The organism is Polynucleobacter sp. MWH-S4W17 (genome assembly GCF_018687535.1).
Taxonomy (GTDB): Bacteria; Pseudomonadota; Gammaproteobacteria; order Burkholderiales; family Burkholderiaceae; genus Polynucleobacter.
In genome coordinates this window covers 1,786,625-1,812,929 of record NZ_CP061295.1, presented here as the reverse complement: position 1 = coordinate 1,812,929, position 26,305 = coordinate 1,786,625, and the positions used below count along the sequence as shown (strand labels likewise).

30 protein-coding genes and 1 tRNA gene are annotated in these 26,305 nt (G+C 45.9%); 16 read left to right on the top strand and 15 right to left on the bottom strand.

What is annotated here, in order from left to right; translation table 11 throughout:
• Window positions 1-3: 3 nt before the first annotated feature.
• From gmhB to C2755_RS09020, 8 genes are all read right to left on the bottom strand, one after another.
• The gene (gmhB, locus tag C2755_RS09055; RefSeq protein ID WP_215321028.1) at window positions 4-576 is read right to left on the bottom strand and encodes a D-glycero-beta-D-manno-heptose 1,7-bisphosphate 7-phosphatase; all 573 of its coding nucleotides are present in this window, start codon (window positions 574-576) and stop codon (window positions 4-6) included.
• The gene (gene glyS, locus C2755_RS09050) at window positions 573-2,711 is read right to left on the bottom strand and encodes a glycine--tRNA ligase subunit beta (protein ID WP_215321027.1); all 2,139 of its coding nucleotides are present in this window, start codon (window positions 2,709-2,711) and stop codon (window positions 573-575) included. Before glyS ends, gmhB begins: the two co-directional genes overlap by 4 nt.
• Window positions 2,712-2,738: 27 nt before the next feature.
• Window positions 2,739-3,629 carry a glycine--tRNA ligase subunit alpha gene (gene glyQ / locus C2755_RS09045; RefSeq protein ID WP_068319536.1) on the bottom strand — a complete coding sequence of 297 codons (891 nt, stop codon included), beginning with the start codon at window positions 3,627-3,629 and terminating at the stop codon, window positions 2,739-2,741.
• 59 nt (window positions 3,630-3,688) lie between these two features.
• Window positions 3,689-5,218, bottom strand: coding sequence for an apolipoprotein N-acyltransferase (gene lnt, locus C2755_RS09040; protein WP_251368464.1), 1,530 nt, complete (start codon window positions 5,216-5,218; stop codon window positions 3,689-3,691).
• An 8-nt stretch (window positions 5,219-5,226) separates the two neighbouring features.
• Window positions 5,227-6,066: an HlyC/CorC family transporter gene (locus C2755_RS09035; protein WP_215321026.1), complete on the bottom strand. Its 840-nt coding sequence runs from the start codon at window positions 6,064-6,066 to the stop codon at window positions 5,227-5,229.
• Between the two features lie 30 nt (window positions 6,067-6,096).
• Window positions 6,097-6,570: an rRNA maturation RNase YbeY gene (ybeY, locus tag C2755_RS09030; RefSeq protein ID WP_215321025.1), complete on the bottom strand. Its 474-nt coding sequence runs from the start codon at window positions 6,568-6,570 to the stop codon at window positions 6,097-6,099.
• Window positions 6,557-7,906 (bottom strand): tRNA (N6-isopentenyl adenosine(37)-C2)-methylthiotransferase MiaB, encoded by a 1,350-nt coding sequence (gene miaB, locus C2755_RS09025; RefSeq protein ID WP_215321024.1) that lies wholly within the window; start codon window positions 7,904-7,906, stop codon window positions 6,557-6,559. The genes ybeY and miaB overlap by 14 nt, the downstream gene beginning before the upstream one ends.
• 66 nt (window positions 7,907-7,972) lie before the next feature.
• Window positions 7,973-9,235 carry a putative Na+/H+ antiporter gene (locus C2755_RS09020; protein WP_215321023.1) on the bottom strand — a complete coding sequence of 421 codons (1,263 nt, stop codon included), beginning with the start codon at window positions 9,233-9,235 and terminating at the stop codon, window positions 7,973-7,975.
• A gap of 58 nt (window positions 9,236-9,293) precedes the next feature.
• Here C2755_RS09020 and C2755_RS09015 point away from each other — a divergent pair, with 58 nt between their 5' ends.
• Together C2755_RS09015 and C2755_RS09010 are read left to right on the top strand one after the other, a co-directional pair.
• The gene (locus C2755_RS09015) at window positions 9,294-9,704 is read left to right on the top strand and encodes a rhodanese-like domain-containing protein (protein WP_215321022.1); all 411 of its coding nucleotides are present in this window, start codon (window positions 9,294-9,296) and stop codon (window positions 9,702-9,704) included.
• 47 nt (window positions 9,705-9,751) lie between these two features.
• Complete coding sequence (locus C2755_RS09010) at window positions 9,752-10,141, top strand: OsmC family protein (RefSeq protein ID WP_215321021.1); 390 nt, start codon at window positions 9,752-9,754, stop codon at window positions 10,139-10,141.
• Window positions 10,142-10,209: 68 nt separating this feature from the next.
• On the opposite strand, the gene C2755_RS09005 is transcribed toward C2755_RS09010, so the two are convergent.
• Window positions 10,210-10,497 (bottom strand): glycine zipper domain-containing protein, encoded by a 288-nt coding sequence (locus tag C2755_RS09005; protein WP_216190564.1) that lies wholly within the window; start codon window positions 10,495-10,497, stop codon window positions 10,210-10,212.
• A gap of 47 nt (window positions 10,498-10,544) precedes the next feature.
• A complete protein-coding gene (locus C2755_RS09000; protein WP_215321020.1) occupies window positions 10,545-10,907 on the bottom strand; it encodes a Rap1a/Tai family immunity protein in 363 nt (120 codons plus the stop codon).
• Window positions 10,908-11,043: 136 nt separating this feature from the next.
• Here C2755_RS09000 and C2755_RS08995 point away from each other — a divergent pair, with 136 nt between their 5' ends.
• Both C2755_RS08995 and C2755_RS08990 read left to right on the top strand, forming a co-directional pair.
• Window positions 11,044-11,568 carry a gamma carbonic anhydrase family protein gene (locus C2755_RS08995; protein ID WP_215321019.1) on the top strand — a complete coding sequence of 175 codons (525 nt, stop codon included), beginning with the start codon at window positions 11,044-11,046 and terminating at the stop codon, window positions 11,566-11,568.
• Window positions 11,569-11,595: 27 nt separating this feature from the next.
• Complete coding sequence (locus C2755_RS08990; RefSeq protein WP_215321018.1) at window positions 11,596-12,525, top strand: AEC family transporter; 930 nt, start codon at window positions 11,596-11,598, stop codon at window positions 12,523-12,525.
• On the opposite strand, the gene maiA is transcribed toward C2755_RS08990, so the two are convergent.
• On the bottom strand, window positions 12,496-13,176 hold the full coding sequence (gene maiA / locus C2755_RS08985; protein WP_215321017.1) for a maleylacetoacetate isomerase: 681 nt from the start codon (window positions 13,174-13,176) through the stop codon (window positions 12,496-12,498). The two genes, C2755_RS08990 and maiA, sit on opposite strands and share 30 nt — an antisense overlap.
• A gap of 90 nt (window positions 13,177-13,266) precedes the next feature.
• Here maiA and C2755_RS08980 point away from each other — a divergent pair, with 90 nt between their 5' ends.
• Together C2755_RS08980 and C2755_RS08975 are read left to right on the top strand one after the other, a co-directional pair.
• Window positions 13,267-13,896: a trimeric intracellular cation channel family protein gene (locus C2755_RS08980; RefSeq protein WP_215321016.1), complete on the top strand. Its 630-nt coding sequence runs from the start codon at window positions 13,267-13,269 to the stop codon at window positions 13,894-13,896.
• 176 nt (window positions 13,897-14,072) lie between these two features.
• Window positions 14,073-15,743, top strand: a complete 1,671-nt coding sequence (locus tag C2755_RS08975) for an MFS transporter (protein ID WP_215321015.1) — start codon at window positions 14,073-14,075, stop codon at window positions 15,741-15,743.
• Between the two features lie 53 nt (window positions 15,744-15,796).
• Here C2755_RS08975 and C2755_RS08970 read toward each other — a convergent pair whose 3' ends face one another.
• Window positions 15,797-16,408: an MOSC domain-containing protein gene (locus C2755_RS08970; protein ID WP_215321014.1), complete on the bottom strand. Its 612-nt coding sequence runs from the start codon at window positions 16,406-16,408 to the stop codon at window positions 15,797-15,799.
• A gap of 29 nt (window positions 16,409-16,437) precedes the next feature.
• The gene (locus C2755_RS08965; protein ID WP_215321013.1) at window positions 16,438-16,758 is read right to left on the bottom strand and encodes a DUF6150 family protein; all 321 of its coding nucleotides are present in this window, start codon (window positions 16,756-16,758) and stop codon (window positions 16,438-16,440) included.
• A 60-nt stretch (window positions 16,759-16,818) separates the two neighbouring features.
• Between C2755_RS08965 and C2755_RS08960 the strand changes: the two genes are divergently transcribed.
• The 9 genes from C2755_RS08960 to C2755_RS08920 all read left to right on the top strand — a co-directional run bounded on the left by C2755_RS08960 (window position 16,819) and on the right by C2755_RS08920 (window position 23,426).
• Window positions 16,819-17,250: a hypothetical protein gene (locus C2755_RS08960; RefSeq protein ID WP_215321012.1), complete on the top strand. Its 432-nt coding sequence runs from the start codon at window positions 16,819-16,821 to the stop codon at window positions 17,248-17,250.
• 78 nt (window positions 17,251-17,328) lie between these two features.
• A tRNA-Met gene (locus C2755_RS08955) sits at window positions 17,329-17,405 on the top strand.
• A gap of 54 nt (window positions 17,406-17,459) precedes the next feature.
• Window positions 17,460-18,002 carry a DUF2878 domain-containing protein gene (locus C2755_RS08950; protein WP_215321011.1) on the top strand — a complete coding sequence of 181 codons (543 nt, stop codon included), beginning with the start codon at window positions 17,460-17,462 and terminating at the stop codon, window positions 18,000-18,002.
• A 114-nt stretch (window positions 18,003-18,116) separates the two neighbouring features.
• The gene (recA, locus tag C2755_RS08945; RefSeq protein WP_370623815.1) at window positions 18,117-19,202 is read left to right on the top strand and encodes a recombinase RecA; all 1,086 of its coding nucleotides are present in this window, start codon (window positions 18,117-18,119) and stop codon (window positions 19,200-19,202) included.
• Window positions 19,203-19,206: 4 nt separating this feature from the next.
• The gene (gene recX, locus C2755_RS08940) at window positions 19,207-19,728 is read left to right on the top strand and encodes a recombination regulator RecX (RefSeq protein ID WP_215321009.1); all 522 of its coding nucleotides are present in this window, start codon (window positions 19,207-19,209) and stop codon (window positions 19,726-19,728) included.
• 188 nt (window positions 19,729-19,916) lie between these two features.
• A complete protein-coding gene (gene sucC, locus C2755_RS08935; protein ID WP_011903667.1) occupies window positions 19,917-21,086 on the top strand; it encodes an ADP-forming succinate--CoA ligase subunit beta in 1,170 nt (389 codons plus the stop codon).
• Window positions 21,087-21,101: 15 nt separating this feature from the next.
• The gene (sucD, locus tag C2755_RS08930) at window positions 21,102-21,995 is read left to right on the top strand and encodes a succinate--CoA ligase subunit alpha (RefSeq protein ID WP_072582760.1); all 894 of its coding nucleotides are present in this window, start codon (window positions 21,102-21,104) and stop codon (window positions 21,993-21,995) included.
• Window positions 21,996-22,084: 89 nt separating this feature from the next.
• Window positions 22,085-22,786 (top strand): TerC family protein, encoded by a 702-nt coding sequence (locus C2755_RS08925; protein ID WP_215321007.1) that lies wholly within the window; start codon window positions 22,085-22,087, stop codon window positions 22,784-22,786.
• Between the two features lie 127 nt (window positions 22,787-22,913).
• On the top strand, window positions 22,914-23,426 hold the full coding sequence (locus C2755_RS08920; protein ID WP_215321005.1) for a pilin: 513 nt from the start codon (window positions 22,914-22,916) through the stop codon (window positions 23,424-23,426).
• A 55-nt stretch (window positions 23,427-23,481) separates the two neighbouring features.
• Here C2755_RS08920 and moaC read toward each other — a convergent pair whose 3' ends face one another.
• Complete coding sequence (gene moaC / locus C2755_RS08915) at window positions 23,482-23,958, bottom strand: cyclic pyranopterin monophosphate synthase MoaC (protein ID WP_215321003.1); 477 nt, start codon at window positions 23,956-23,958, stop codon at window positions 23,482-23,484.
• A gap of 32 nt (window positions 23,959-23,990) precedes the next feature.
• Between moaC and C2755_RS08910 the strand changes: the two genes are divergently transcribed.
• The gene (locus C2755_RS08910; protein WP_251368463.1) at window positions 23,991-25,682 is read left to right on the top strand and encodes a M48 family metalloprotease; all 1,692 of its coding nucleotides are present in this window, start codon (window positions 23,991-23,993) and stop codon (window positions 25,680-25,682) included.
• On the opposite strand, the gene C2755_RS08905 is transcribed toward C2755_RS08910, so the two are convergent.
• Window positions 25,679-26,305 carry a DUF2946 family protein gene (locus C2755_RS08905; protein WP_215321000.1) on the bottom strand — a complete coding sequence of 209 codons (627 nt, stop codon included), beginning with the start codon at window positions 26,303-26,305 and terminating at the stop codon, window positions 25,679-25,681. The genes C2755_RS08910 and C2755_RS08905 overlap by 4 nt on opposite strands.

Here is a 26,305-nt window from a genome sequence, read left to right as displayed (position 1 = left end):
GGTCTAAACCTTATTTTCTAAAAGTGCATTTGCAAAAGCCAGTAGATCAGCATGAATTTGCGTGCCTTCAGGTAGATCACCTTTTGTAAGCGTTTTTTCACCCTTGCCGGTGAGCACTAGGTGGGGTGAAGCTCCCAAGGCTACGCCAGCCTGGAGATCCCGTAAAGAATCCCCCACTATAGGAACGCCTGTCAGTGGTTTGATGCTATCTATCCTCTTGTAGCGCAATGCAATTTCTTTCATCATTCCTGGGGCCGGTTTACGGCAATCACATTGATGTGAATCTTGATGGGGGCAAAAGAAGATGCTGTCGATATGACCACCTAATGGCTTTAGCAAAGCCTCCATTTTGCTATGCATGGCATGTAGATCATTAACTGTGAAGTAGCCCCTGGAAAGACCTGACTGATTGGTTGCCAAGGCAATTTGATAGCCCGCTTGATTGAGTAAGGCTATCGCCTCTAAGCTTCCTGGAAGGGGAAGCCATTCGTCCACTGACTTTACATAATCATCGCGATCTTCATTGATCACGCCATCGCGATCAAGAATGACTAATTTAGAAGAGCTGGAGCTCATGCTAATTTGCCGAGATCGGCAACGAGATTCATTTTCTGGTGAAGTTGTTGCAGGAGGGCTAAGCGGTTATCACGTAGCTCAGGATTAGGATCCATGACCATCACATCCGCAAAGAATTGATCAATTGGTCCGCTCAAGGCGACCAGCGCTCTTAAGAGTTCAACAAATTGACGCTTCTCATAAGCGGTATTGAGTGCAGGAGTCACCGCTTCCAATGCCTTGTGTAGTGTTGCCTCTGCAGGAATTTGCAGTAATTTGGCTGAACACGCTACAGGAATAGCGGTAGTGGTTTTCTTCAGAATATTGCTAATGCGCTTATTGGCAGCAGCGAGCTGAGCCGCTTCTGCCAGAGCATTAAATTCACGCAAGGCAGTCAAGCGCTCGATTAAATCATTAATTTGCGCTGGGTCTTGACTCAGGACAGCATCAATCTCGGCGCTAGTAAATGCTTTACCAGCAACTGATTGGTCTCGCAAATAGGCACGTAAGCGATCAATGATGAAGGCATAGATATCGGCAGCCTTTGCTTTTTCTTGTACATCCGCTTGGGGAAACTGCGCACGAGCTAATTCAATTAATTCAGGCAAATTGAGTGAAAGATTCTTTTCCAAGAGCAAGCGGCAAATACCTAAGGCATGACGACGTAGAGCATACGGGTCTTTATCGCCTGTAGGGGCAAGTCCAACACCCCAAATGCCAACCAATGTTTCTAGTTTGTCGGCAATGGCTAAGATCGTGCCAGTTTGGGTTTGTGGCAAAGCATCGCCGGCAAAGCGCGGCATATAGTGTTCGCTGCAAGCACTAGCAACATCAGCATTCTCGCCATCATGAGTAGCGTAATAGCGCCCCATGATTCCTTGCAACTCCGGAAACTCGCCAACCATATCGGTTAGTAAGTCTGTTTTAGCAATTTCTGCAGCGCGTGATGCTAGCTTTTCATCGGCACCCAGTTTTTTGGCGATACCTACAGCTAACCCTTGAACGCGCTTTGTGCGATCTAGCTGATTGCCTAACTGGTTGTGATAAACCACCTTACCAAGATCTGCCACACGAGAAGCCAAAGGGCGCTTTTGATCTTGTTGGAAGAAGAAGCGAGCATCGGACAAGCGTGGGCGTACAACGCGCTCATTGCCTGAAATGATGGCATCAGGCTTACCTGTTTCAATATTAGAAGCAATCAAGAAGCGATTACGTAATTTGCCTTGCTTGTCTGTTAATGCAAAGTACTTTTGATTGGTTTGCATGGTCAAAATCAAGCATTCTTGAGGCACTTCTAAGAACTCTTGATCAAAATGGCATTCATAGATGGCCGGCCACTCAACAAGGGCTGTTACTTCATCTAGAAGGCTATCCGGCATCAATACCAAATCATCGCCAGCCGCTTTTAATAGGGCCGCTTCAATTTGCGCCCGACGCTGATTAAAGCTAGGAATAATCTTCGCGTTGGACTGCAAAGTGGTCTCGTATTGGTCTGCATTCGTAATAGTGATGAGACCAGGAGCCAGGAAACGATGCCCTTCGGTTTGATTGGCCGCATCGATACCCAAAGCACTGATTTTTAAAGTACTGTCGCCGTGTAGTGCAATGATGCGGTGGGCAGGACGAGCAAATTGCACGTCGGCCAATTGACCATCCTTTTGCAGCACTTGGTAGTGCATCATTTTTGCAATGGGCAGCTTGCTCAATGTTTGCTCAAGCGCAGCCTGTGCAGTTTTCTCAAGCGCAGCACCTTTAGCAATGACATTAAGGTACAGGGCTTCATTCTTACCCTCGCCTGCTTTTTCTAAAGTGGCAAGATCAACATCCCCATACCCAAGAGCGCCTAATTTTTTGAGTAGTGGTGGGGTTGCCTTGCCTTCAGCGTCAAATGCAATGCTAGTAGGTAATAATTTTTCCCGCACAGGGTAGTCGGGCGCTTGATCAAGAACGTTAGTGACTTGAACGGCTAAACGGCGCGGGGTTGCAAAGCCGGTCATCCTCGATGATTCTGATGCAAGGCCGGCTGTTTTGAGTCCTGCAAAGATGCCTTCGCTAAATGCATCACCTAAGCGACGCAGAGTCTTAGGTGGCAGTTCTTCGGTAAATACCTCGATCAATAAAGTCGCTGATTGAGGTTTTAAATTAGATGTGCTCATAAGTGGAATGCAGAAATCTCGATGCGCTTAAGCCTGAGCTTTAGCTTGACGTTGACACATTGGGAAGCCCAGTTTTTCTCTAGACTCAAAGTAAGCTTGAGCCACTGCGCGAGAAAGATTGCGAATGCGACCTATGTAGGCTGCGCGCTCAGTAACCGAGATAGCGCCACGCGCATCCAGTAAATTAAATGTGTGCGCAGCTTTCAGAACCATCTCGTAAGCAGGTAGTGCCAGTGGAACTTCCATCAAACGCTTTGCTTCACTTTCATAGTTTGTGAAGTTGGCAAAGAGTAAATCAGTATTAGAGTGTTCAAAGTTGTAGCAAGATTGCTCCACTTCATTTTGGTGATACACATCGCCATAGGAGATGCCATCGGCCCATACTAAGTCGTAGACGTTAGAGCAGTTTTGGATATACATTGCCAAACGTTCGATGCCATAGGTAATCTCACCAAGAACAGGTTTGCAATCTAAGCCGCCTACTTGTTGGAAGTAAGTGAACTGTGTCACCTCCATGCCATTGAGCCAAACTTCCCAGCCAAGACCCCATGCACCCAGCGTTGGGTTTTCCCAATCGTCCTCTACAAAACGAACATCATTCTCTTTAAGGTCTAAGCCTAAAGCGGCAAGAGATCCTAGGTAAAGATCGAGAATATTTTCAGGTGCCGGCTTGAGGACTACTTGATATTGATAGTAGTGTTGTAAGCGGTTTGGGTTCTCGCCATAGCGACCATCTTTAGGTCGGCGGGATGGCTGAACGTAAGCCGCTTTCCAAGGCTCAGGACCAATGGCGCGTAGGAAGGTGGCGGTATGGGATGTACCAGCACCAACCTCGAGGTCGATAGGTTGTAGTAGGGCACAACCTTGTTGGTCCCAATAATCTTGAAGTTTGAGAATGATTTGCTGAAAAGTAAGCATGATTAACCTGGCTAAGCCTTTGATTTTACATGGCTAGAGCACTCTGGAGTTAAAAATACTTAAAAACGTCTCTGACGAATCAGACCCCAAAGCAAGAGCAGGCAAGAAATACCCAAAATCGGTAAATTACCCCAAATGACATAAGGCGTTTTTCCAGAGTAGGCCTGAACCTGGGTACTGAGGGTTGTTTGGGTAAATTCCGGGAGCGCTTTCAGCACTCTGCCATCAGGACCAAGAACCGCAGTAATCCCAGTATTGGTGGCACGCAAGGCGGGAAGCCCAGTTTCCAGGGAGCGCAATTGTGAAAGCCTGAGTTGTTGGGTAGACGCTTGAGAATCACCAAACCAGGCTAGATTGGTCATATTGATGAGTAGGTTGACTGGCTGATCGCTGTGTTGAATACGGGAGGCAAGTTCACCACCAAAGACGTCTTCATAGCAAATCGTAATTGCCGCATGAAGATCATCTTGATCCTTGCGCGCAATCGCAAAGAGAGGTTGATCCAGCTTTCCTCTTGCAAAGTCGCTCATGGGTACATGAAAGGCTTTAACGAACCACTGAAAACCTAGAGGAATAAATTCTCCAAAGGGAACGAGGTGGGCTTTATCGTATTGATATGGCAATGCATTTGGCGACAGTCCAGCAGCGCGATTCGAATACTGCATACCGCCTTCTCCAGGCACTTCGCCGATCAAGCCAAGCAGAATATTGCTACTACTTTTATTAGAAAAGTTTTGCAAGTAATCCAATAGGCCAATGGGTAAATTAGGAAGTGGCCATGGAAACGCTGTCTCAGGAATGATGATGAGGTTAGCTGCCTCTTTAGTAATTTCCCCGACATAGAAATCAATTTGCTTGCCAATAGATTGAGGATTAAATTTCAGGCTTTGTTCAAAGTTACCCTGTATCAATCGAACACTAATCGGCTCTCCAACTGGCTTGGTGAAAGTAAATAAACCAGCGCATTGAGAAATCCCAATAACCGTCAAGATGAGGAGCATGCTGGAAACGACATGCTTGCGAGCTTGGTAAATTTCCCAGGAAGTCCAGATTGCTAAAAAGGTACACGCTAGTCCGCCAAAGAAGGGGGCGACTGGTGCGAAAGGTCCATTGAACTGGGTTTCAGCAAAGCCCATCCAAGGAAATCCAGTAAAGATATAGCCCCGTAGAAATTCCGCAAGAACCCAACTCGCTGCCAGTAGCAGGCCAAATAAGCGACTCTCTTTAAACAGTGGAATAGCAAGTGTTGCCAATGAGAAATAGAGAGCCACATAAGCAGAGAGCAGAAATACACCCATGCAGGCGAGTGGCGCACTCATCCCACCAACATCATGCAGGCTGATGTAAAGCCACCATAGGCCCACAACAAAATAAGCAATGCCGAATGAGAGGCCTAAGACAAATTGTTTTTTTAAGGACGCGGACTTCTGATCAAGACGCCACCACAGAAGGCTGAGAACGGGGATCTGAATCCAGCCACCATAAGGCAACTCAGCAACGGCAGCCAGGGCCGCTCCCAATGCAAACAGAATGCAAACCGAAAAGATTTTGATGCCCATACCCGAATGATTAGAGTGCTGATCAAGCAATGTAAATCTCAGTCTGATTTTTTATTGGATTGTCGTGCAAGCAGAATATGAATTTGTCTTGGGTCGGCGCGCTGTACTTCAAATTCAATGCCACCTATTTCAATGAGCTCACCCATTTTAGGGACGCGGCCTAAATGCTGAATCACCAAGCCCGCCACAGTCTCAATATCTTCCACTTCAAAATGAGTTCCAAGTCTTTCATTAAATTGCTCAAGCTCGGTAATACCTTTAACGCGGATGTCGCCATTATCTAAAGCGATGAGGTTGTCCGCTTCTTCATCGACATCATGCTCATCCTCAATATCGCCAACGATCTGCTCGAGTACATCTTCAATGGTAATGATGCCGGCAACACCGCTATATTCGTCAACTACGATAGCTAAATGATTGCGGTTGTCTTTGAAGTCTCGCAATAAGACGCTAAGACGTTTGGATTCTGGAATAAATACCGCTGGGCGTAACCAATCCCGCACCTGAAAATCTTTCTCGGTAGCGTGACGTAATAAATCTTTTGCTAACAAAATGCCAATGACATTATCTCGACTACCTTCGAATACAGGAAACCGTGAGTGAGCTGCTTCAATGACACTCTTAATGATTTCAGAGAGAGGTTGGCCAATATCAATCCAATCAATTTGGGCGCGAGGCACAAGTATGTCACGAGCGCATAACTGCCCTACTTGAAACACGCCCTCAATCATGGAGAGGGCATCCGCATCAATTAATCCCTCAGCTTGAGCTTCTCGAAGGGTATCAATCAGTTCTTGACGGCGCTCACTGGGTTCCGTTGGCTGCGGAGTTAAAAAATCAGCCAAGCGATCTAAAAGGGATTTATTGGGGTCAGGCATATAGCAAGAATAGCGTAGAAATATGGCAAATCAAGAATAGGGGTTAGCAAAGCCCAATTTTTGGAGACTCTGGATTTCCAGGGACTCCATTTTTTTAGCATCCCGGCCTATCTCGTGATCATGGCCTTGAGCATGAAGGCAGCCGTGCACAATTAAATGGGCCAAATGGGCTTTTAGTAATTTACTTTGCTCTTTAGCTTCTTTTTGCAGAACCGGTAGGCAAAAAATAATATCTGCTACTACAGCTTCTTTTGAAAGCTCGTAAGAAAAAGTTAAAACATTGGTGGCGTAATCTTTTTGACGAAAAGCCAAGTTCAACTTTTTACCTTCCGCAGCATTTACAAAGCGTAGGGTAATTAAGCCACCAAGTGCCGTAGAGCTTTTGACCCATTTTTTAATTAGGGTTGAGGAAGCCACTTTATTTACGGCGGACTCAATCGCCGGGCTAGCGTATTGCAACTCAATCGCTAGCTTGGGAGAAGTACTTTTTTTATTGGCTGACATGTGCTTCTACCAAATCGCCTCTGAGGGTGTAGTTCAGAACTTCCGTAATACGAATGTCTACGAATTGACCAATCAGGCTCTCAATATCTTGAACGGGTGCTGTGAAATGAATGACACGATTATTTTCAGCGCGACCTTGTAAGTTGATGCCATCTTTGGCAAGACCTTCAATCAATACTCTTTCAATATTACCCAGCATTTTTTGGCTAATTTGGTTTGCCTGTCCCTCAACCAATGCCAATAAAGTTTGGAGACGCTTGAGTTTGACTTCGTATGGTGTGTCATCGTGAAGATTCGCTGCTGGAGTTCCTGGACGTGGGCTAAAGATAAAACAAAAGCTGTTATCAAAGTTCAGATCTTTCACCATCTTCAATAGTTTTTCAAAGTCAGCCTCAGTTTCTCCTGGGAAACCCACAATGAAATCACTCGACAGTGTCAGGTCGGGACGAACAGCGCGCATCTTGCGAATAATGCTCTTGAACTCCAGTGCCGTATAGCCACGTTTCATCGCTGAGAGCATAGAATCCGACCCATGTTGTACGGGCAGATGCAGGTGACTGACAAGCTTAGGTACTTTGGCGTAGACGTCGATGAGGCGTTGTGTAAATTCTTTAGGATGGCTGGTGGTAAAGCGAATTCGTTCAACCCCAGGAATTTCAGCGATGTATTCAATCAATAGAGCAAAGTCAGCGATTTCTTCGGTATCACCCATCTTGCCAAGATAGGCGTTTACGTTTTGACCAAGCAGAACAATTTCTTTAACGCCTTTACTTGCTAGGCCAGCGACTTCTGTCAGCACATCATCAAATGGTCTTGAGACTTCTTCACCACGCGTATATGGCACAACACAGTAGCTGCAATACTTAGAGCAACCTTCCATGATGGAGACGTATGCAGAGCCACGAGTTTGGCGAGATGCGGGAAGATGATCAAACTTTTCGATTTCAGGAAAAGAAATATCCACTTGTGAGATGCCTGTTTTGCGACGCTGTGCAATGAGGTCGGATAAGCGATGGAGTGTTTGAGGTCCAAACACAACATCTACGTAAGGAGCGCGGCTAACAATTTGTTGACCTTCTTGGCTGGCAACGCAGCCACCAACACCAATCAGTAAGTCAGGCTTCGTTTTTTTGAGTTCACGCAGCCGTCCTAAATCTGAAAAGACTTTATCTTCCGCTTTTTCGCGGATAGAGCAGGTGTTGAGAAGAACCACGTCGGCATCTTCAGGGCGATCCGTCATGACCATGCCTTCATCCGCATGCAGGAGGTCTGCCATTTTTCCCGAGTCGTACTCGTTCATTTGACAGCCAAAGGTTTTGATGTAGAGCTTTTTCATATGCCGTTCTCAGGTGTATAGCTGGGGGCGAAGCTCAGATTTTACCGCCTAAGACCCAAGTTGTTCTTATATGAGTCTGTAAGCCAGAATTGCCACGATGGTGGGCGGAATGGCCGCAATCAATAAATACAGCGCTGAAACCGTATGCCCAGGAAAGTGGCCACGCAAGATCGCAATACCCGCTGGGTTGGGGGCATTAGCAATAACGGTGAGGCCACCACCGGCAACCGCTCCACCCACTAATGCCAGCTTGAACTCCGGTGAGGTTCCCGTAACCAATGATCCTAAATAGGTGAGTGCCGCATTGTCAGTGAAAGCAGTTAAACCAAGACTGCCATAAAAGACTGCGGTAGGGCTCATCATTTCGAGAATGGGTTGCAGCCACCATCCTTGCAATGAACCCAATACTACTAAGCCACCCAGGAAGAATCCCACTAAAAGTGCTTCTTTCAGGATGAGAGGACTTTGATGTTTTGGATATGCCGTGGTGTAACCAATAAAGAAGAGCAGAGTCCACGTGAAAATAATCGGATCATGCGCAAAGTAAACCACACCAAATAAGAAAACTAGGTGCGTCAAAATGACTGCGAAAGGAATTTTTACTTCCCCTTTATCGGCATTAGGTTCAATCAATTGGTGATGAAATAAAAGCGTTGCTGCCAGAGCATTGATGAAGATCGCAATGCAAGACTCTAGACCAAAGTTGCTAAACATAAATGCTGAACTCCATCCCCAGGTAGAGGCCACCATCAGAACAGGCGGAGCAGCAAAATTGGTGAGTGTGCCTCCAATGGAGATATTCACAAAGAGCACGCCAAGGGTGCCAAATAGAAGCGCTTTAGAACATTGGTGACGATAGACAAGATCGCGCAATAAAAAAGCAGCCAGAGTCATCGCTGCAGGCTCGGTGATCAAAGAGCCAAGGAGTGGTGTGGCCCCTAGAGTTAAAAAATATAAAGCAGGAGCGCTTCTGATACGCAAAAGATATTGCAGGCCATTGGCCAGCACATGCAAAATTTGAGTAGAAAAATACAGAATGGGTTTTGTGCCAGCCACAATCATGATGGCAAAGACAAAGAGTGGTTCTGTGAAATTGCGTTTATTCAGAAAGTTCTTAGCAGTCCCTAAGTCGTCATATAAGGAAATAAAAATAACCAGTATGGCAGCCCAAAAACCAAAAACAATTTCTACTTCACCAAGGAGATGCCAAAGACCAGCATGTCGAGGCGATTTTTTAGCAATCGTTTCAAAATAGCCTGTGCAAAAGGTATGCAAAACAGCAATTGCAAAAATAATGCTCGCACCAAGTTCTGTGGGGGTAAAGTTCATAGCAGAATGGTAGCAGGTGCTTGGTGAGGCTCAGACATTGTTAATTTAGGAGATTTTGGTGAAATTAAAGATTGGGTATCAAGAGCTCATTCAGGAGGCAATGGCTGAAATTGAGACGCTCTCCATGGAAATGGCGTCAGATTTATTGGTAGATACAAATGTGGTGTTTGTGGATATACGGGATGTTCGTGAATTAGAGCGAGAGGGCATGATTCCAAATGCGCTGCATGCCCCCAGGGGAATGTTGGAGTTTTGGGTTGACCCTGACAGCCCTTATTACAAACCAATCTTTGGGGAAGGCAAGAGGATCGTGTTGTATTGCGCCTCAGCTTGGCGTTCGGCCCTAGCAACACAAACCCTCCAGAGAATGGGTGTCCCTAATATATGCCACTTAGAGGGTGGCTTTAGTGCTTGGAAGAAGGCGCAATTACCCATCGTAGCAAAAGCAAGCAAATCCCATTCCAGTTAAAGTCGGTCTTGATGATTTTTTTGCATTAATAATTTTTTAGGATTCTTATGAGAAAAGTAGTTTCGCAGTTTGGCCAAGGCCCCCTTCAGCAGAAATTAACTGCTGGTGATTTACATTTTTTGTCTGATGCTGAAGTTTCTAAAGGAGGCTCTGATACCGGCCCAAGTCCTCACGAATATCTTGGTGCTGCTTTGGCAGCCTGTACCTCAATGACTTTAAAGATGTACGCTGGGCGCAAAGAAATGAAATTAGACAATGCTATCGTAACTGTGGATATCGAACGGAATGATGATGTTGAAACATTCTCCCGCGAGATTCAGTTGCAAGGCAACTTGAGTGCTGAAGAAAAAGAGCGCTTACTTGAGATTGCAGATAAATGTCCAATCCATAAAGCATTGGCAGGGCAGATTCAAATAAAAACCCAGCTGGTAAATTAATACGAGCTGGGTTGGTATTGCTGAACTCGGGCCTCAATAGGCCTGGGTATTCTGCTTAGCTAGGCTTATTAATTAGGTGCCTGAGCTGGCTGATTCTTTTTTCCAGCGTTGTAGCCAGCATTGTAATTAGAGGCTTCATTTTTCTTGTAAGCATCATAGACATAGCCAGATGCTGCACCCACTGCTGCACCACCAACTGCGCCCCAGATAGGATTGCCGTGGAAGATTGCCGTGCCAACAGCACCAGCTGCTGCGCCAATGCCTGCGCCTGAGAGTGTACGTTGCTCGGTGTTGCTCATGTTTGAGCAACCAGCGATTGCTAAAGTTGCTGCGGTAATTGCGATAATTTTTTTCATCTCAGCTGATCCTTTAAATGGGTATTCGTTTGTCTAAGTTACTTAGATTATTTTCTGGCGCAAGGGAAGCGTGAAGCTAAGAAGCCCAAGAAAACACCTGCTGCTGGTTTGTCTGCAACTTGTGGAGTGCTATTGGCAAACTTCACAAAATCACCAATGACTTCATCACGTGCTGGAGCAGGTTGCTTAACGCAAATAAATGGCTTCGCACGTTGTGGGTGACGAGTTGCTAAATAAGTTTCATAAACAGAAGTAGTAAAACCAATACAGAAGCTAAGGGATTCTGGGCTTGCAGGAAGTTTGCAAACATTCGCGAGCTCTTGCGTGCTTAATACCTTGATGGTTTCTTGTGCTTGAGTAAGACCGGAAAATGCGGCTAAAGCGGCCAATGCGATGAGGATTTTTTTCATGGGTTCTCCCTTAGATGTATGTAAAAACGATGATAAACCAAAAAAATTCTTATACAACAGGGCGCCAACTAAACTAGTAATACTGCTTTATGGCTACAACGTTTATCCATGCCCTGAATGATACCTATAATAAGTAATGGCTATATTTGAACTAGACGGAAATGCCCCTCATCTAGCTGAGGGTGCTTGGGTTGCCGACAGCGCAGAAGTGATCGGCAAGGTTGAACTTCATCAAGATGCGAGTATCTGGCCTAAAGTCGTTATCCGCGGCGATAACGACCTCATTCAAATCGGCGCAGGCAGCAATGTGCAAGATGCTTCTGTTTTGCACACCGATCCAGGCTATCCACTCATCATTGGTAAGCAGGTCACTGTTGGTCATCAAGTGATGCTGCATGGTTGCTACATCGGAGACGGTAGTTTGATTGGCATTGGCGCGGTGATTTTGAATGGCGCAAAGATTGGAAAAAACTGTCTCGTAGGTGCGGGCGCGCTTGTTACCGAAGGAAAAGAATTTCCGGATGGCTCCATGATTTTGGGGACTCCCGCTAAGGCGGTAAAAGAGTTGACCCCGGAGCAGATTGCTGGCATCCACGATATCGCTGGTCGATATGTCAAAAATGCGCAGCGTTATATGAAGACGCTGAAGAAAATTTCCTAATCTCTTAACTATCACTCGTTAAATATTTTGCTCTACGTATTTAATGTAGTTCTCCCAGTATTCCTACTCATATTGATTGGGTATGTTGGTGGGCGTACTGGTAAGTTAGGCATTAATGCTTCAGTTGAGCTCAATCGTTTTGTTGTTTGGTTGGCATTGCCTGCGCAACTATTTAACTTTGCCGCCAATAGTGGATGGCAAACGCTTTGGCAACCTGGTTTCATCACTGCTTTTTTTCTAAGTTGTTTAATTGTTTTTCTACTGGTGCTCTTGGTAAGCTGGGTATGTCATCGCGATTTAGCGGCAGCCAGTTTTGATAGCCTCAGCGCCTCTTATTCAAATACTGGGTATATGGGGATTCCTTTGTGCGCACTTGCCCTTGGCCAAGATGGTTTAGCCCCTGCGATTATTTCCACCTTCATTGTGTTTGTCATGTTTGCCCTGGCGACGGTCTTGATTGAGATCGGCATCTTGTCGCATAAGAAGCCGCATGAGATTGGTTTAAGCGTCATTAAATCGCTTTGCACTAATCCCTTGTTAATAGCTCCAGTTGCGGGTCTATTGTGGGCCTCGAGTGATTTAACTTTGTATGATCCGATTGCACAAGTAATTGCGTTCTTAGCTGCCGCATCAACACCTTGCGCTCTCGTTTCCATCGGTTTATTTCTGATGCAAAAAAGTACTGCCGCTCCTGCTCGGGCTTGGGGTATCAGTTTGGCAAAGTTGATTCTTCAACCCTTGATTGCTTGGGTCATTGCGGGCCCCATCTTGGAGTTGCCAGCATTGTGGGTAAGTGCCATCGTCATACTCAGCGCGCTACCCACTGGTACGGGCCCCTTTATGTTGGCGCAGTACTACAAGGCTGACGGTAGTGTGATTTCTAGAGTGGTACTAATTACTACCGTGAGTTCTTTGCTGACGCTCTCTTTATTTTTGTGGTGGAGCAACGGGATTTAGTCCCTCAGCATCCATTTGTTTTTCCCAAGAGGCATCGTTAAAGGCGGGCAATGTCATGCATTCATGAAAGATTCGCATGAGAGTGGGGTAAGGCTTTACATCTACTCTTGCGCTTAGTGCATTAAAGAGTTGGGGCACTAAGCAGACATCAATCAAGCCAGGTTGATCGCCATAGGCAAATCTCCCAACCCGTGGATCAAGACTTAATTGCATCTCTACACTTTCGAGTCCAACCTTGATCCAGTGCCCATACCATTCATCCTTCGCCTCACTGCTGATGCCGAGTTTCTTGATCAGATAACGCAACACCCGTAAATTATTGATTGGGTGAATATCGCTCGCAATATCCATTGCAATAGCACGCACCCATGCGCGATCAATCGCTAGTGTTGGTAGAAGTGCTGGCTCAGATTGAATCTCTTCGAGGTACTCAATAATGGCTAAGGATTGATGAATACTTTTTTTGCCATCTTCTAGAAGAGGCACTAGGCGACTGGGATTTTTCTTGCCATACTCCTCGCCCAATTGATCTCCACCATTTTTACCGAGATGTACGGGAATGATTTGATAATCCATACCCTTGAGATTGAGGGCAATGCGAACCCGAAAAGCGGCGGAGCTGCGCCAAAAGCTATACAGCTTGGAGGTCATATCAACACCTTATTTGCACACATAGCTGACAGTATATTGAGGATGGTCATTCAAGTCTGTGCTCAGACAAAGTGCATTAGACTCAATGTTATGGAAGACATTAATTTCTGGATTGGCATCATTGCAACCATGGCCTTTGCGGTAACGGGTGTCTTAGCTATTGCAGATCGTGGCGTAGACCTCTTTGGCGTCTTGGTACTGGGTTTAATTACCGCCATTGGCGGCGGCACTATTCGCGACATTATTTTAGAAGCACCCATTTTCTGGTCTGAGAACCAAATGTATGTGTGGCTTGCACTCGGCGCTAGCATCCTCACCTTCTTTGCAGAATCTTTCTTTACCCAACCGCAAATTTATCGGTGGATGCTGTATATCGACGGATTTGGTGCTGCTCTCTTTGCGATTCAGGGTGCTGATAAGGCATGGGGCATGGGTTATGGTCTGCCTATTGCGCCAGTCATTTTGGGTGTGATTACTGCCATTGGCGGTGGCTTATTGCGCGATGTCTTGGCTGGCAGAAAAACGCTCATCATGTCGCATGAGCTTTATGCCATTCCGGTGACTTTGGGTTGTTGCGTCTATGTTCTGGTGCTGAACTTCTTGCCTCAGTATGTTGTTGAGGGCTCCGTGATCTGTATGCTCGGAATTTTTGGACTGCGCGCAGCTGCTATTTATTGGGATCTGCACGTACCCAAAATGTTTATTACTAAAACGCGTTAATTGCATCAACGCTGGGCTCATAGGTGTTGCGTAGCTACCTCTAATTCCCAAATATCTCGGGAAAACCCCGATCCTATTTGATGGGGAATTACCCTAACTAGTGGATTTCTTTGAATTTTTTCAAAGCATAATCGACCCGTTGTTATTTATTTAATAAAAATAGTTAGGAGCTACTGATGTCAACATCAACTAAAGCAGCCCCAATGACCGCTGAAGAACGCAAAGTTATCTTTGCATCATCTTTAGGTACGGTTTTTGAGTGGTACGACTTTTATCTTTACGGTTCACTTGCGGCAATTATTGCTAAGCAATTCTTCTCTGGCCTAGATGCTGGCTCTGCCTTCATTTTTGCTTTGTTAGCGTTTGCTGCTGGTTTCATCGTGCGTCCATTTGGCGCGTTGGTGTTTGGTCGTCTCGGCGATTTGATTGGCCGTAAATACACCTTCTTGGTAACCATCTTATTGATGGGCGGCGCAACTTTCATCGTGGGTATTCTGCCTAACTATGCAACCATCGGCGTTGCTGCTCCAGTGATCTTGATCGCATTGCGTATGCTTCAAGGTTTGGCTTTGGGCGGTGAGTACGGTGGTGCTGCTACTTACGTTGCAGAACACGCTCCTCATGGTCGTCGTGGTGCATACACAGCTTGGATTCAGACAACAGCTACCTTAGGCTTGTTCCTCTCCTTGCTCGTGATTTTGTTCACACGTGAATTCACTGGTCCAGACTTTGACGTTTGGGGCTGGCGCGTTCCTTTCATCGTTTCTATTGGGTTGTTGGCAGTTTCTGTATGGATTCGTTTGTCCATGAATGAATCTCCAGCTTTCAAGAAGATGAAAGAAGAAGGCAAATTGTCTAAAGCGCCTTTGACAGAGTCATTCGGTCAATGGAAGAACTTGAAGATTGTGATCTTGGCATTGTTTGGTCTGGTTGCAGGTCAAGCGGTGGTTTGGTACACAGGTCAGTTTTACGCTTTGTTCTACCTCACACAAGTGTTGAAAGTAGATGCTAAGACAGCGAACTTGTTGATTGCTGGTTCATTAGTAATCGGCACACCATTTTTTGTGGTCTTTGGTAGCTTGTCTGACAAGATCGGTCGTAAAGTGATCATCATGGGCGGTTTGTTATTGGCTGTAATTACTTACATCCCTAACACCCCTGTTTCCGTGTTTAATGCTTTGACACACTTTGCTAACCCAGCGTTGGAAAAGGCAATGGCAACAGCGCCAGCAACTATTACTGCTGACCCAGCTGAATGTACATTCCAGTTCAACCCAACTGGTACAGCGAAGTTCACAAGCTCTTGCGATATTGCAAAACAAGTGATGGCCTCGAACTCTGCTAGCTATACAACTGTTGCGGCTCCAGCTGGTGCCACTGCTGTTGTGAAAATTGGCGATATCGAAATCCCTGGATATACATCTAAGGGCATTGATCCTGCTGAAGCAAAAGCGAAAGATGCTGAGTTTAAGAAGGCAATTCGTGAGGCTTTGAACAAGGAAGGCTATCCTGTTAAGGCTGATCCAGCACAGATTAACTACTTTGCTGTGTTGTGCTTATTGGTGTACTTAGTGCTCTTGGTAACCATGGTTTATGGCCCAATCGCTGCGATGTTAGTTGAGATGTTCCCAACTCGTATTCGTTATACCTCTATGTCCTTGCCATACCACATTGGTAACGGTTGGTTCGGTGGCTTGTTGCCAACGATCTCCTTCGCCTTGGTAGCGCAAAACGGTAACATTTACTACGGTCTCTGGTACCCAATCATCATCGCTGCGATGACATTGGTAATCGGTACACTGTTTGTACGTGAAACTAAAGACGTAGATATCTACGCACGTGACTAAGCAGTTTTAGTCTGCATCAAATAAGAAACCCGATCAGAAATGGTCGGGTTTTTTTATTCCCACAAATCTTTTTGATTGCGACCGTTTAAAAGCTTTTGATTTTGCTGGGCAATAGAGATTTCTCTTGAACCTGGAATTAAAGTAATTTCAGCTCCAGCAGTGAGAGCTCCAGTTTTGAGTACCCGCAAATACCAACCACTAAAGCCAGACTGCAGCATGGCTTTGCTTGCACCCTTATAACCAACGGCAGCGTTGAATTTGAAGCAAGGCTCACGTAGTTTGACTACAGCAAATTCAAGCTCGCCAACAACCAATTTATCCCCAACAAACACTTCTGTTTCTAGCAGGCCTTCGATCGTGAAGTTCTCACCGATGGCACCATATTGCAAACCAACTGGCTGCTTAGTTTCTCTGGTGAGTAGTTGATTCCAGAAAATGTAATGCTCTGCTGGATAAACATAAATGGCTTTTTCAATTCCGCCGTGTACTGATAGGTCAGCTTGCTCATCACCTTTAATGCCCAGTGGAGTAATTTCAACTAGAACAGGATTTTCTAAATCACTGACCACCTTCTTGCGAATGGCTGAAGCAACTGATTTGTAATTAGGGTGGTGATTGCCAAATAAAGGAGCTACTTTGCCGGTGGATATAGAAAGAAGTCTCATGAGATGAATGGGGGCTTAAGAGATATTTATTAGTAACGGCAGCGAGCTTCACTTTTGTACTTAGTGAAATACACAATGAGATCAGCTTCAGACTTATATTGGGTGTAATAAATCACGGCACGGGCATCGCCCTTGTATTTTGTATAGAACCAAACACCCGGATCGTTATCACTGGAGTATTGGGTGTCATACACAATGCAGTTTGCTTCGGATTGGTACTTTGTGACAAAGACTTTGGCATTGGCCTCTGATGGGTAATTGGTGATGAAGATTTGGGCTGCAGAAGCGGCGATAGGGATGCAGTTACTCAAGAGCAGGAAACTGAGAAGGCGCAAGAGAAATGAATTCATTATTTGAGAATATTACGCTTTCTACTTTTTAGGTGTTCATCTGGCTGATATGATCACGGGATGAATTCCTCTCAAAAGAAATCTGTTTTTGTATTGAGCCAATTGGCCTTGATATTTATTTGTGCCATAGCGAGTTCAAGTATTTACGCTAAGTGGGATGAAGAGCGCGACATGACTACCAATGGCAAAGAGGAGTTGGTCTATTACTTCAAGACCAACGACCAGGGTCAAAAGCTCGTTTTAGATAAGTATGTAAAGCGCCTCATTTTTATACGTCCCGATAAGTTTTATAAACGCTCAATCAAGCAAATCAAGATTGATGGGGTGGCAGTAGACGTTAATAGCGACCCTTTTTCGCATTACCCTGATCAAACCGCGATTGTGTTTGAGAACAAGGATGGGGTCCTGAAAAAGCTCTTTTTAGCCAAGAAAATCGAATTTAATGTCCTTTATGGCCGAGATGAGGCTGTCAGCACCTTTCAGATCAAATAGGCGCTTAGACGCCCCTGAAGGCAAAAAGGCTTGATTCGTTTAGACAGATGCATGCCGATCATTTACAATAACGAGTTCGGCGAATTAGCTCAGCTGGTTAGAGCGACGGAATCATAATCCGCAGGTCCGGGGTTCAAATCCCTGATTCGCCACCAAATCTAAAGGCCATTGCCCCTCGGCAGTGGCCTTTTTCTTAGGTTGCTAGGTATATGGCTAAATTTTGGAACTTTGTTATTTTCCAGCTTGGTTGGTTTGCCTGTGTATTGGGCGCAGCCAATAAAGATGTGCTTTGGGCGGTAGTTGCTACCCTAGCCTACATTGCTTTCCACGCCTGGCGCTCACCTTCTCCCAAAACAGAAATCAGCCTTTTATTTAAAGCCTTTGTCTTTGGTTTGGTGGCCGATACTCTCATCATGCATCTGGGCTACCTGGATTTTCGGAATGATTGGCCGTCACCGTACTTGTCGCCTCTCTGGATGTGGGTCTTGTGGGTTTTGGTGGCAACCACCATTAATGGCTCCTTGACTTGGTTGCGCGGCAGACCTGTTTTAGGGGCTGTTTTAGGAGGTATTGCTGGTCCGATGTCCTATGAGGCTGGTATTCGGATGGGCGCCGGATCCTGGGTTCCTGGTGGCGAAATCACTGGATTTATCCTAGTAGGGGTGGTCTGGGCTGTTGCTATACCCCTCTTTTTCTATTGGGATCGAGTCAATCAAGTGCAACCTAGTCAAAAATCCGTAAATTCAGTTTAAAAGACGCTTGCAAAGACCACTGTTTTTATATACAGTAACTCCTAAGTTGTTACACAGTAGATAAAACTTCGGGAAAAAGCCCAGTACATAGCGAAAAGGGAATAAAAAATGGCCTTGGATAACAAAAAGCAATCAGCCTCTTCAGAATTTGAAGGAATGAGCGGAGACAAGCAAAAAGCATTAACTGCAGCACTGGCACAAATTGAGAAACAGTTTGGTAAAGGCTCAATCATGAGATTGGGCGATGCCGAAATTAGCCAAGACATTCAGGTGGTGTCTAGCGGTTCACTCGGATTAGATATCGCTCTTGGAGTTGGTGGTCTTGCGCGCGGTCGCGTGATTGAAATCTACGGCCCAGAATCTTCTGGCAAAACCACCTTGACATTGCATGCGATTGCAGAAATGCAAAAGCTTGGCGGCACTTGCGCGTTTATTGACGCAGAGCACGCATTAGATGTGCAGTACGCATCTCGTCTCGGCGTGGATGTAAATAATTTGTTGATCTCTCAACCGGATACTGGCGAACAGGCATTAGAAATTGCAGATGCATTAGTTCGCTCAGGTTCTATTGATTTAATCGTCATTGACTCTGTTGCTGCTTTGGTTCCAAGGGCTGAGATCGAAGGCGATATGGGCGATTCTTTACCAGGCTTACAAGCCCGTTTGATGAGTCAGGCCTTGCGTAAGTTAACTGGTGCTATCAAGCGTACCAACACTACTGTGATCTTCATTAACCAGATTCGTATGAAGATTGGTGTGATGTTCGGATCCCCAGAAACTACTACTGGTGGTAATGCGCTGAAATTCTACGCCTCTATGCGTTTAGACATCCGTCGTATTGGTAGCATCAAAAAAGGCGATGAGGTTGTTGGTAATGAAACCCGTGTGAAGGTTGTGAAGAATAAAGTTTCCCCTCCATTCCGCGAAGCAATTTTTGACATTATGTACGGTGCTGGCATCTCTAGAGAGGGTGAAATTATTGATATGGGTGTAGAAGCTGACCTCGTTGAAAAGTCAGGCTCTTGGTATAGCTATAACGGTGATCGCATTGGTCAAGGTAAAGACAATGTGCGCGAGTTCTTAAAAGAGAACCCAGCCATTGCTAAAGATATCGAAGCAAGAATTCGCGAGAAATTAGGCGTTAAATCCGGTTCAGCAGTAGTAACGGATGTGCTGAGCGAGGAAGAGGAAGTCGAATAATTCGATGCAAGAGTTAAGTAGTAATCAGAAGGTTAAACAAAGCCCGAGTCTCAAAGCTCGGGCTTTGCGCCTTTTGTCGCAGCGAGAATACAGTCGCAAAGGCTTAGCCGCAAAGTTGGCAGAATCAGAAGCAAGATGGGGTAAGTTAGGCGGTGAGCAGGCTGAGCAAACGCCTGAATCCAGAGATTCTCAGATTGAAGCGGTTTTGGACGACTTTGAGGCAAGAGGCTGGTTGTCTGACGAGCGTTTTGCTGAAGCGCTGGTTCGCCGCCGTAGCGAGCGCTACGGGATGAGAAAGATTGCCGATGAACTCGATAGGGCTGGGGTGGATGCCAAAAAGTCAGCTGTACTCCTTGGGGCCTTAAAAGAGACCGAGTTTCAGCGCGCCTTTGATCTCTGGACCAGGAAATACGGCATACGCGCTCAGGACCAAAAGGAGAGGGCTAGGCAGTACCGCTTCTTGGCATCGAAGGGTTTTGGCTCGGAAGTGGTGGCAAAAGTGATTGGCGGTCAAAGCCCAGATTAGGGCAATTACGGATCCGTAGAGGCAATTTGCGGCATTGCAGCATGCTAGACTTATGAAGTCGGTCAAGCCGTTCGCATTTATTCAAATTTGGCTAATTTAGCTATTTCTAGAGTAAGTATGGGAGCAAGGCAACATCGGTTTAACTAATCCTCATCGCTTGCTAAAAAAGATACCGTTTCGGAGTAATTATGAAAATTCACGAGTACCAAGGCAAAGAACTTCTTCGCCAATTTAATGTGCCAGTTCCTAATGGCATCCCTGCATTCAGTGTTGATGAGGCGGTGAAGGCTGCTGAAAAACTGGGTGGCCCAGTATGGGTTGTGAAGGCCCAGATTCATGCTGGTGGTCGCGGTAAAGGTGGCGGCGTGAAGTTAGCAAGAAGCATGGATGAAGTGAAAAAATACGCTTCTGAAATTTTGGGCATGCAACTCAAGACGCATCAAACTGGACCAGAAGGTCAAAAAGTAAATCGTCTCCTCATTGAGGATGGCGCTGACATTAAAAAAGAGTATTACTTCAGCATCGTTACAGACCGCGGAACACAGAAGAATGTGATCATGGCTTCTAGCGAAGGTGGTATGGATATTGAGGAAGTTGCCGAATCTCATCCAGAAAAAATTATTAAAGTATTTGTTGATCCAATGGTTGGCTTGACAGATGCGGATTGCGATATCGTTGCTAAAGGTATTGGCGTGCCCGAGGCATCCATCCCAATGGCTCGCGATGTATTTAAGAACTTGTACAAGACTTACTGGGATACCGATGCTTCACTGGTTGAAATCAACCCATTGATTCTTGAGGGTAACGGCAAGATCAAGGCTTTGGACGCGAAGTTCAACTTTGATCCAAACGCATTGTTCCGTCATCCAGAAATCGTTGCGTACCGCGACATTGATGAAGAAGATGCTGCTGAAATTGAAGCATCTAAATTTGACCTCGCTTACATCTCATTAGACGGCAATATCGGCTGTTTAGTGAACGGTGCAGGCTTGGCGATGGCGACAATGGACACCATTAAGTTGTTCGGTGGCGAGCCAGCGAACTTCTTGGACGTTGGTGGCGGTGCTACAGCAGAAAAAGTAACTGAAGCATTCAAGATCATGTTGAAGAACAAGAGTGTTGAGGCAATTTTGGTCAACATCTTCGGCGGCATTATGCGTTGCGACGTGATTGCTGACGGCGTTGTGACTGCATGTAAAGCAGTCAACCTAACAGTACCTTTGGTTGTGCGTATGAAAGGTACAAATGAAGAGCTAGGCAAGAAAATTCTTGCAGACTCTGGTTTGCCAATTATTAGCGCCGATTCAATGGCTGAAGCTGCTACCAAGGTAGTTGCTGCTGTTGCCAAAAACAAATAATCCAGGAATTTCAATATGTCTATTTTGATCAATAAAAACACCAAAGTCATTACACAAGGTATTACTGGTAAGACCGGTCAGTTCCATACTGAAAAATGTCAGGAATACGCAAACGGTAAAAATTGTTTTGTTGCAGGTGTAAATCCTAAAAAAGCGGGTGAGTCTATTTTTAATATTCCTATTTATGGGACTGTTAAAGAAGCTGCTCAGCAAACTGGTGCAACGACTTCCGTTATCTATGTTCCGCCTCCTGGTGCTGCTGCTGCGATTTGGGAAGCTGTTGAAGCTGACCTCGACTTTGTGATCTGTATCACTGAGGGCATTCCAGTACGCGACATGCTTGAAGTGCGTAACAAGATGCATGCTAAGGAAGCTGCTGGAGGTAAGAAGACTTTATTACTGGGCCCTAACTGCCCAGGCATCATCACTCCAGACGAACTCAAGATCGGCATCATGCCTGGCCATATTCATAAGAAAGGCCGCATTGGTGTTGTTAGCCGTTCCGGTACATTGACTTATGAAGCAGTTGGTCAGTTGACAGCTATTGGCTTAGGTCAGTCCACAGCAGTTGGTATTGGTGGCGACCCAATTAACGGCTTAAAGCACATCGACATCATGAGAATGTTCAATGAAGATCCAGAAACAGATGCTGTGATCATGATTGGCGAAATCGGCGGTCCAGACGAGGCGGAAGCTGCTCGCTGGTGCAAAGACAATATGAAGAAGCCGGTAGTTGGCTTTATCGCCGGTGTAACAGCCCCTCCAGGCAAGCGTATGGGTCACGCAGGTGCCTTGATTTCTGGTGGTGCGGATACTGCGGATGCCAAGCTTGCTGTAATGGAAGAGTGTGGCTTCAAAGTAACGAAGAACCCTTCAGAGATGGCTGCTTTACTAAAGGCAATGTTGTAATTAGTAATAAGGAAAAGGGTGCTGATAAAACAGCATCCTTTTTGTAGTGTCAGCAGTTAAAACATAAAAATAACGTAGGGAGACGACTCATGGATTTTTCAGTATTTTCAGGCCCTGCATTTTGGGCTGCACTTTTGTCAATCATTGTTGCCAACATTTTGTTATCTGGTGATAACGCAGTAGTGATTGCATTGGCATCACGCAATCTGCCAGCAAATCAACAAAAGAAAGCAATTTTTTGGGGTAGTGCAGCAGCCATTATTTTACGTGTGATTTTGACAATCACTGCGGTACAACTCCTCAGTCTTCCTTATCTAAAAATCGTTGGCGCTATTTTGCTGGTCTACATTGGCGTGCAATTATTAGCTGATAGCGATGATGAAGCTGAGATGGATGGCCACTCTAATATCTGGGGCGCGATACGCACAATATTGGTAGCTGACTTAGTGATGAGTTTGGACAACGTTATTGCTGTAGCTGCCGCTGCTCAAAAGGGTCCTGAAGAAACTCGTTTAGCCCTTTTAATCATTGGTCTTGGTCTTTCTATCCCGTTGATCATCTTTGGTAGCACTATGCTTTTAAAGGTGATGGATCGCTTCCCTGTCATCATTACTTTGGGGGCTGGTTTATTAGGTCTATTGGCTGGCGGTATGTTGGTGGAAGACCCGGCAATCAAAGATTCTATTCAAGGCGCAATGGAAGATGCTCACATGATTTTTGAGGGCATTGGAGTTGCTATTGTGATCTTGCTTGGTACCTATTTGAAGAAAAAGAATCGCGCTAAAGCATAAGATTCTTCAGCCTTCTCCCGAATCAGAAAAGCCAGCGATAAAAGCTGGCTTTTTTTACGACTGAATATCTTGAGAATTAAAGGTTTAGACTCGATGATGAGGCATTTGACCCCGGGAGCTAGAAAATATGCAGATTCAAGATATTCAAAAACTAGAAAACAGTGAAGAAGTTGGATTTACCTTGATTGAGGTAATGGTGGTTGTGGCCATCATTGGCATTTTGGTTGCGGTAGCCGTTCCTCAGTATCAAGACTACATTGCTCGAAGTAGGGTTGTAGAAGGTATGAATTTATCCTCAAGCGCTAAGCTTGCGGTGACAGAAGCTTTTGCAAGTCGCGGCACTGTTCCGATGGATGATGCAACGAATGGCGGTTTTACTTTTACGCCAACACGCAGCGTTAAGTTAATTGAGATCACACCCTCGGGTGCGATTGCGATTGACTATCAAGTCAGCGTGGCGCCTGAGGGTAAAAATACACTTCATTTAGTGCCAACTAACGAGCCGGATGCAAATTCGCCTAAGCCCATTGATTTGTCCAGGCCAGAGGGAGCAACTTGGGCGGGTGGTTGGTCATGTAGGTCTTCGGAGACTAATCTGATACCGCAGTTACTGCCTTCAGAATGCAGAATAAGTAAATAAGGAACTAAATAAAGAGCCGCTTCATGAGCGGCTTTTTATTGTTGAATTGGAGAATTCAAGCGGCCTTCCATTCCCCGCTCTTGCCGCCACTTTTCTCAAGTAGTTTGACATCACCCATGACCATCCCTCGGTCTACTGCTTTGCACATATCGTAGATTGTGAGAAGGGCGACTTGGACTGCAGTGAGCGCTTCCATTTCTACGCCGGTTGGCCCGGTGGTTTCTGTTCTGACTTGGCAGCTGATGCTGTTTTCACTTGGATTGGTTTGGAACTCCAGGCTAACGTGAGTTAGCGCAAGCGGATGGCATAAAGGAATGAGGTCTGATGTTCTCTTGGATGCCTGAATACCTGCAATTCTGGCGATTCCTAAAACATCACCCTTTTTGTGGGTGCCAGCCTCTACCATCTTGAAGGTTTCGGGAAACATGGTGATCTTGCCGGTGGCAATGGCTATGCGGTGGGTATTCGGTTTATCGCCAACGTTTACCATGTGGGCTTGCCCGCTGGCATCAAAATGAGTTAGTTTGTTCATGGGATAAGTTTTACCATATAGAGATGCAAGACATGAAGTCAGTTCCAAAAACCTCTTTTTTGTACCGCGCTTTGGCTATTCAGCTGATGCTGGGATTGGCTTGCTCTGGGTTCCCTGCATATGCAGCTACCCCTGCTGGTGATGTGTCAGTAGAGGGTAATTCAGCCGCTATTCAGAATATCGGTAGGGCAATGCAATCACCAGACGCTCGCCCTACTAATGCGCTGACGCGTAGCACGATTCAAAGTCAGCCCACTATTGTTTTGCCAGATATGGGTGATCCAGGTGGCGATGCCTTAAGTCGAGTGGACGAGCGTAAGTATGGCGAGATGATCATGCGCCAGATTCGTCCAGATCCCGATTATTCAAATGATTTGCCGCTCTACGATTTTTTAAATCAGATGGAGCGTCGCTTATTACAAGCCGCTAAAAAGTTACAACTTGGTGGCGCTAATGAGCAGGGAAGTGGCGCCTATAACTTTGAGGTATTTGCTGTTAAAGACAGCAGCATAAATGCGTTTGCATTACCTGGTGGATTTATTGGATTTCATACGGGTTTGATTGTGAGTGCCGAATCGGATTCTGAAGTTGCCTCTGTAATGGGTCATGAAACTGGCCACGTTTTGCAGCGCCATTTGGCACGTCAGATGGATAAGCAAACAACCAATACCATGATTGCCATTGCCGGTATGGTGCTCGGTGCATTGGCAATGTCTCGCAACCCGCAGGCCGGAGCTGGCTTGATGCAAGGTGGGCAAGCAGTGGCAGTGAATAATCAACTCTCTTATTCGAGAGACGCCGAGCGCGAGGCTGATCGTGTTGGCTTTCAGATATTAGATGCCAGTGGATATGATGTCAATGGCGCGCCAGGATTTTTTCAACGCTTACAAAAAGCCACCGGCATTATGGATAAGGGGGTGCCTACTTACGTGCGCACCCATCCTTTAACAACCGACCGTATTGCAGATATGCAAGATAGGGCGCGCACTGTTGCAACGCGTAATGTGCCTACGTCGGTCGAGTTCTATTTCATTAAGGCTCGTGCGCGCATGGAGCAGGCTGGAACATCTAGTGGAATGTACGACTTAAAAAATACCTTTGAGAGTTTGAGTAAACAGCAGCCGATTGGTAAGCAGTTAGAGGGTTTTTATGGACTAGCCTTGATAGCGCAGCGCCAAGGAAAAATAGACCAAGCAGAGGCTGATTTGCAGCAAGCCCGCAATCTAGCTCAGAAGGCAAGTGCACCAGGATCACCTATTCAAAGACAGAGTCTATCTCTGGATATCACTGCCTCTGAGCTTGCCCTGGCAAAAGGCAAAGGGGAGGAGGCATTGCAAATAGCCCAAGCGACTTTGCGTGCTTACCCCCAGTCATACGCTGCTGGTGCCGCCATGATTAATGCGGATTTAAAACTCGGCCGCACCAATGATGCGATTACTTGGTTAAAGGCGCGCACGAGAGCTCAGCCTAACGAAGTAGTGTGGTGGAATCTACTATCTCAATCCTATGATCAAGCCGGCAATATTCCCATGCGTCATTACGCGCTCGGAGAAAAATACGCTCTTGAGGGCGCTTGGCCTTCGGCAATTGAACAACTCCGTATTGCTAGATCAGCAGGTGGCGCCGATTTTTATCAAGGCTCGAGCATTGATGCCCGTTTACGAGAAATGCAGCGCCAGTATCAAGATGAGCTCAAGGAGCAAGGCAAGCAGATGCCTGGCTAAGGCCGTGGCTGCGCTATATAGTTAAAGCGAGAGGCGAGTTCATCAGAATGAATGGGGTCTAGAGGCAGTTGTTTTCCTTGCCAATTCCAAGAGCCGCCAAAGCTACAAGCCTCTTCGCGTAACTTAGCTAGCTCAGAAAAATGCTCTAAATCATGGTCATGCAATAAGGCGACCGTTTGGCTATCTCTTCTAATAAATTGATTGTTATTGCTAATGCTTTTATTGTTGCCATAAATCGTTTGATCTACTGTGCCAACAATATAAATATTGCCTTTTTCATCGCTTAGTGCAGCAGCAGGCTCCATGGTTTGATGGCATTGATTTATCAGATGCTGACCGGTTTCACTTGGGGTGATTCGAGCTATCCAAGGGGTTGCATCTAGGGTAATAAAAACGCGTTGCGGGCCATTCTGGAAGAAGTATCTGCCAATCTCATCGCAAGCATAGTTTCGAATAATGAATTCATTGAGGCTAGCATGTTGAATCACTTGCCCAGGAAGATAATTTTGTTGCGTGAACTCATCCCGCATGCGCCATTGACCGCGGCGATCTAAAGCAAGCCAACCATAGCAATCAGGTACATTAGGCCACTTTATGAGTGACCGAAGCACTTGATCATCCAT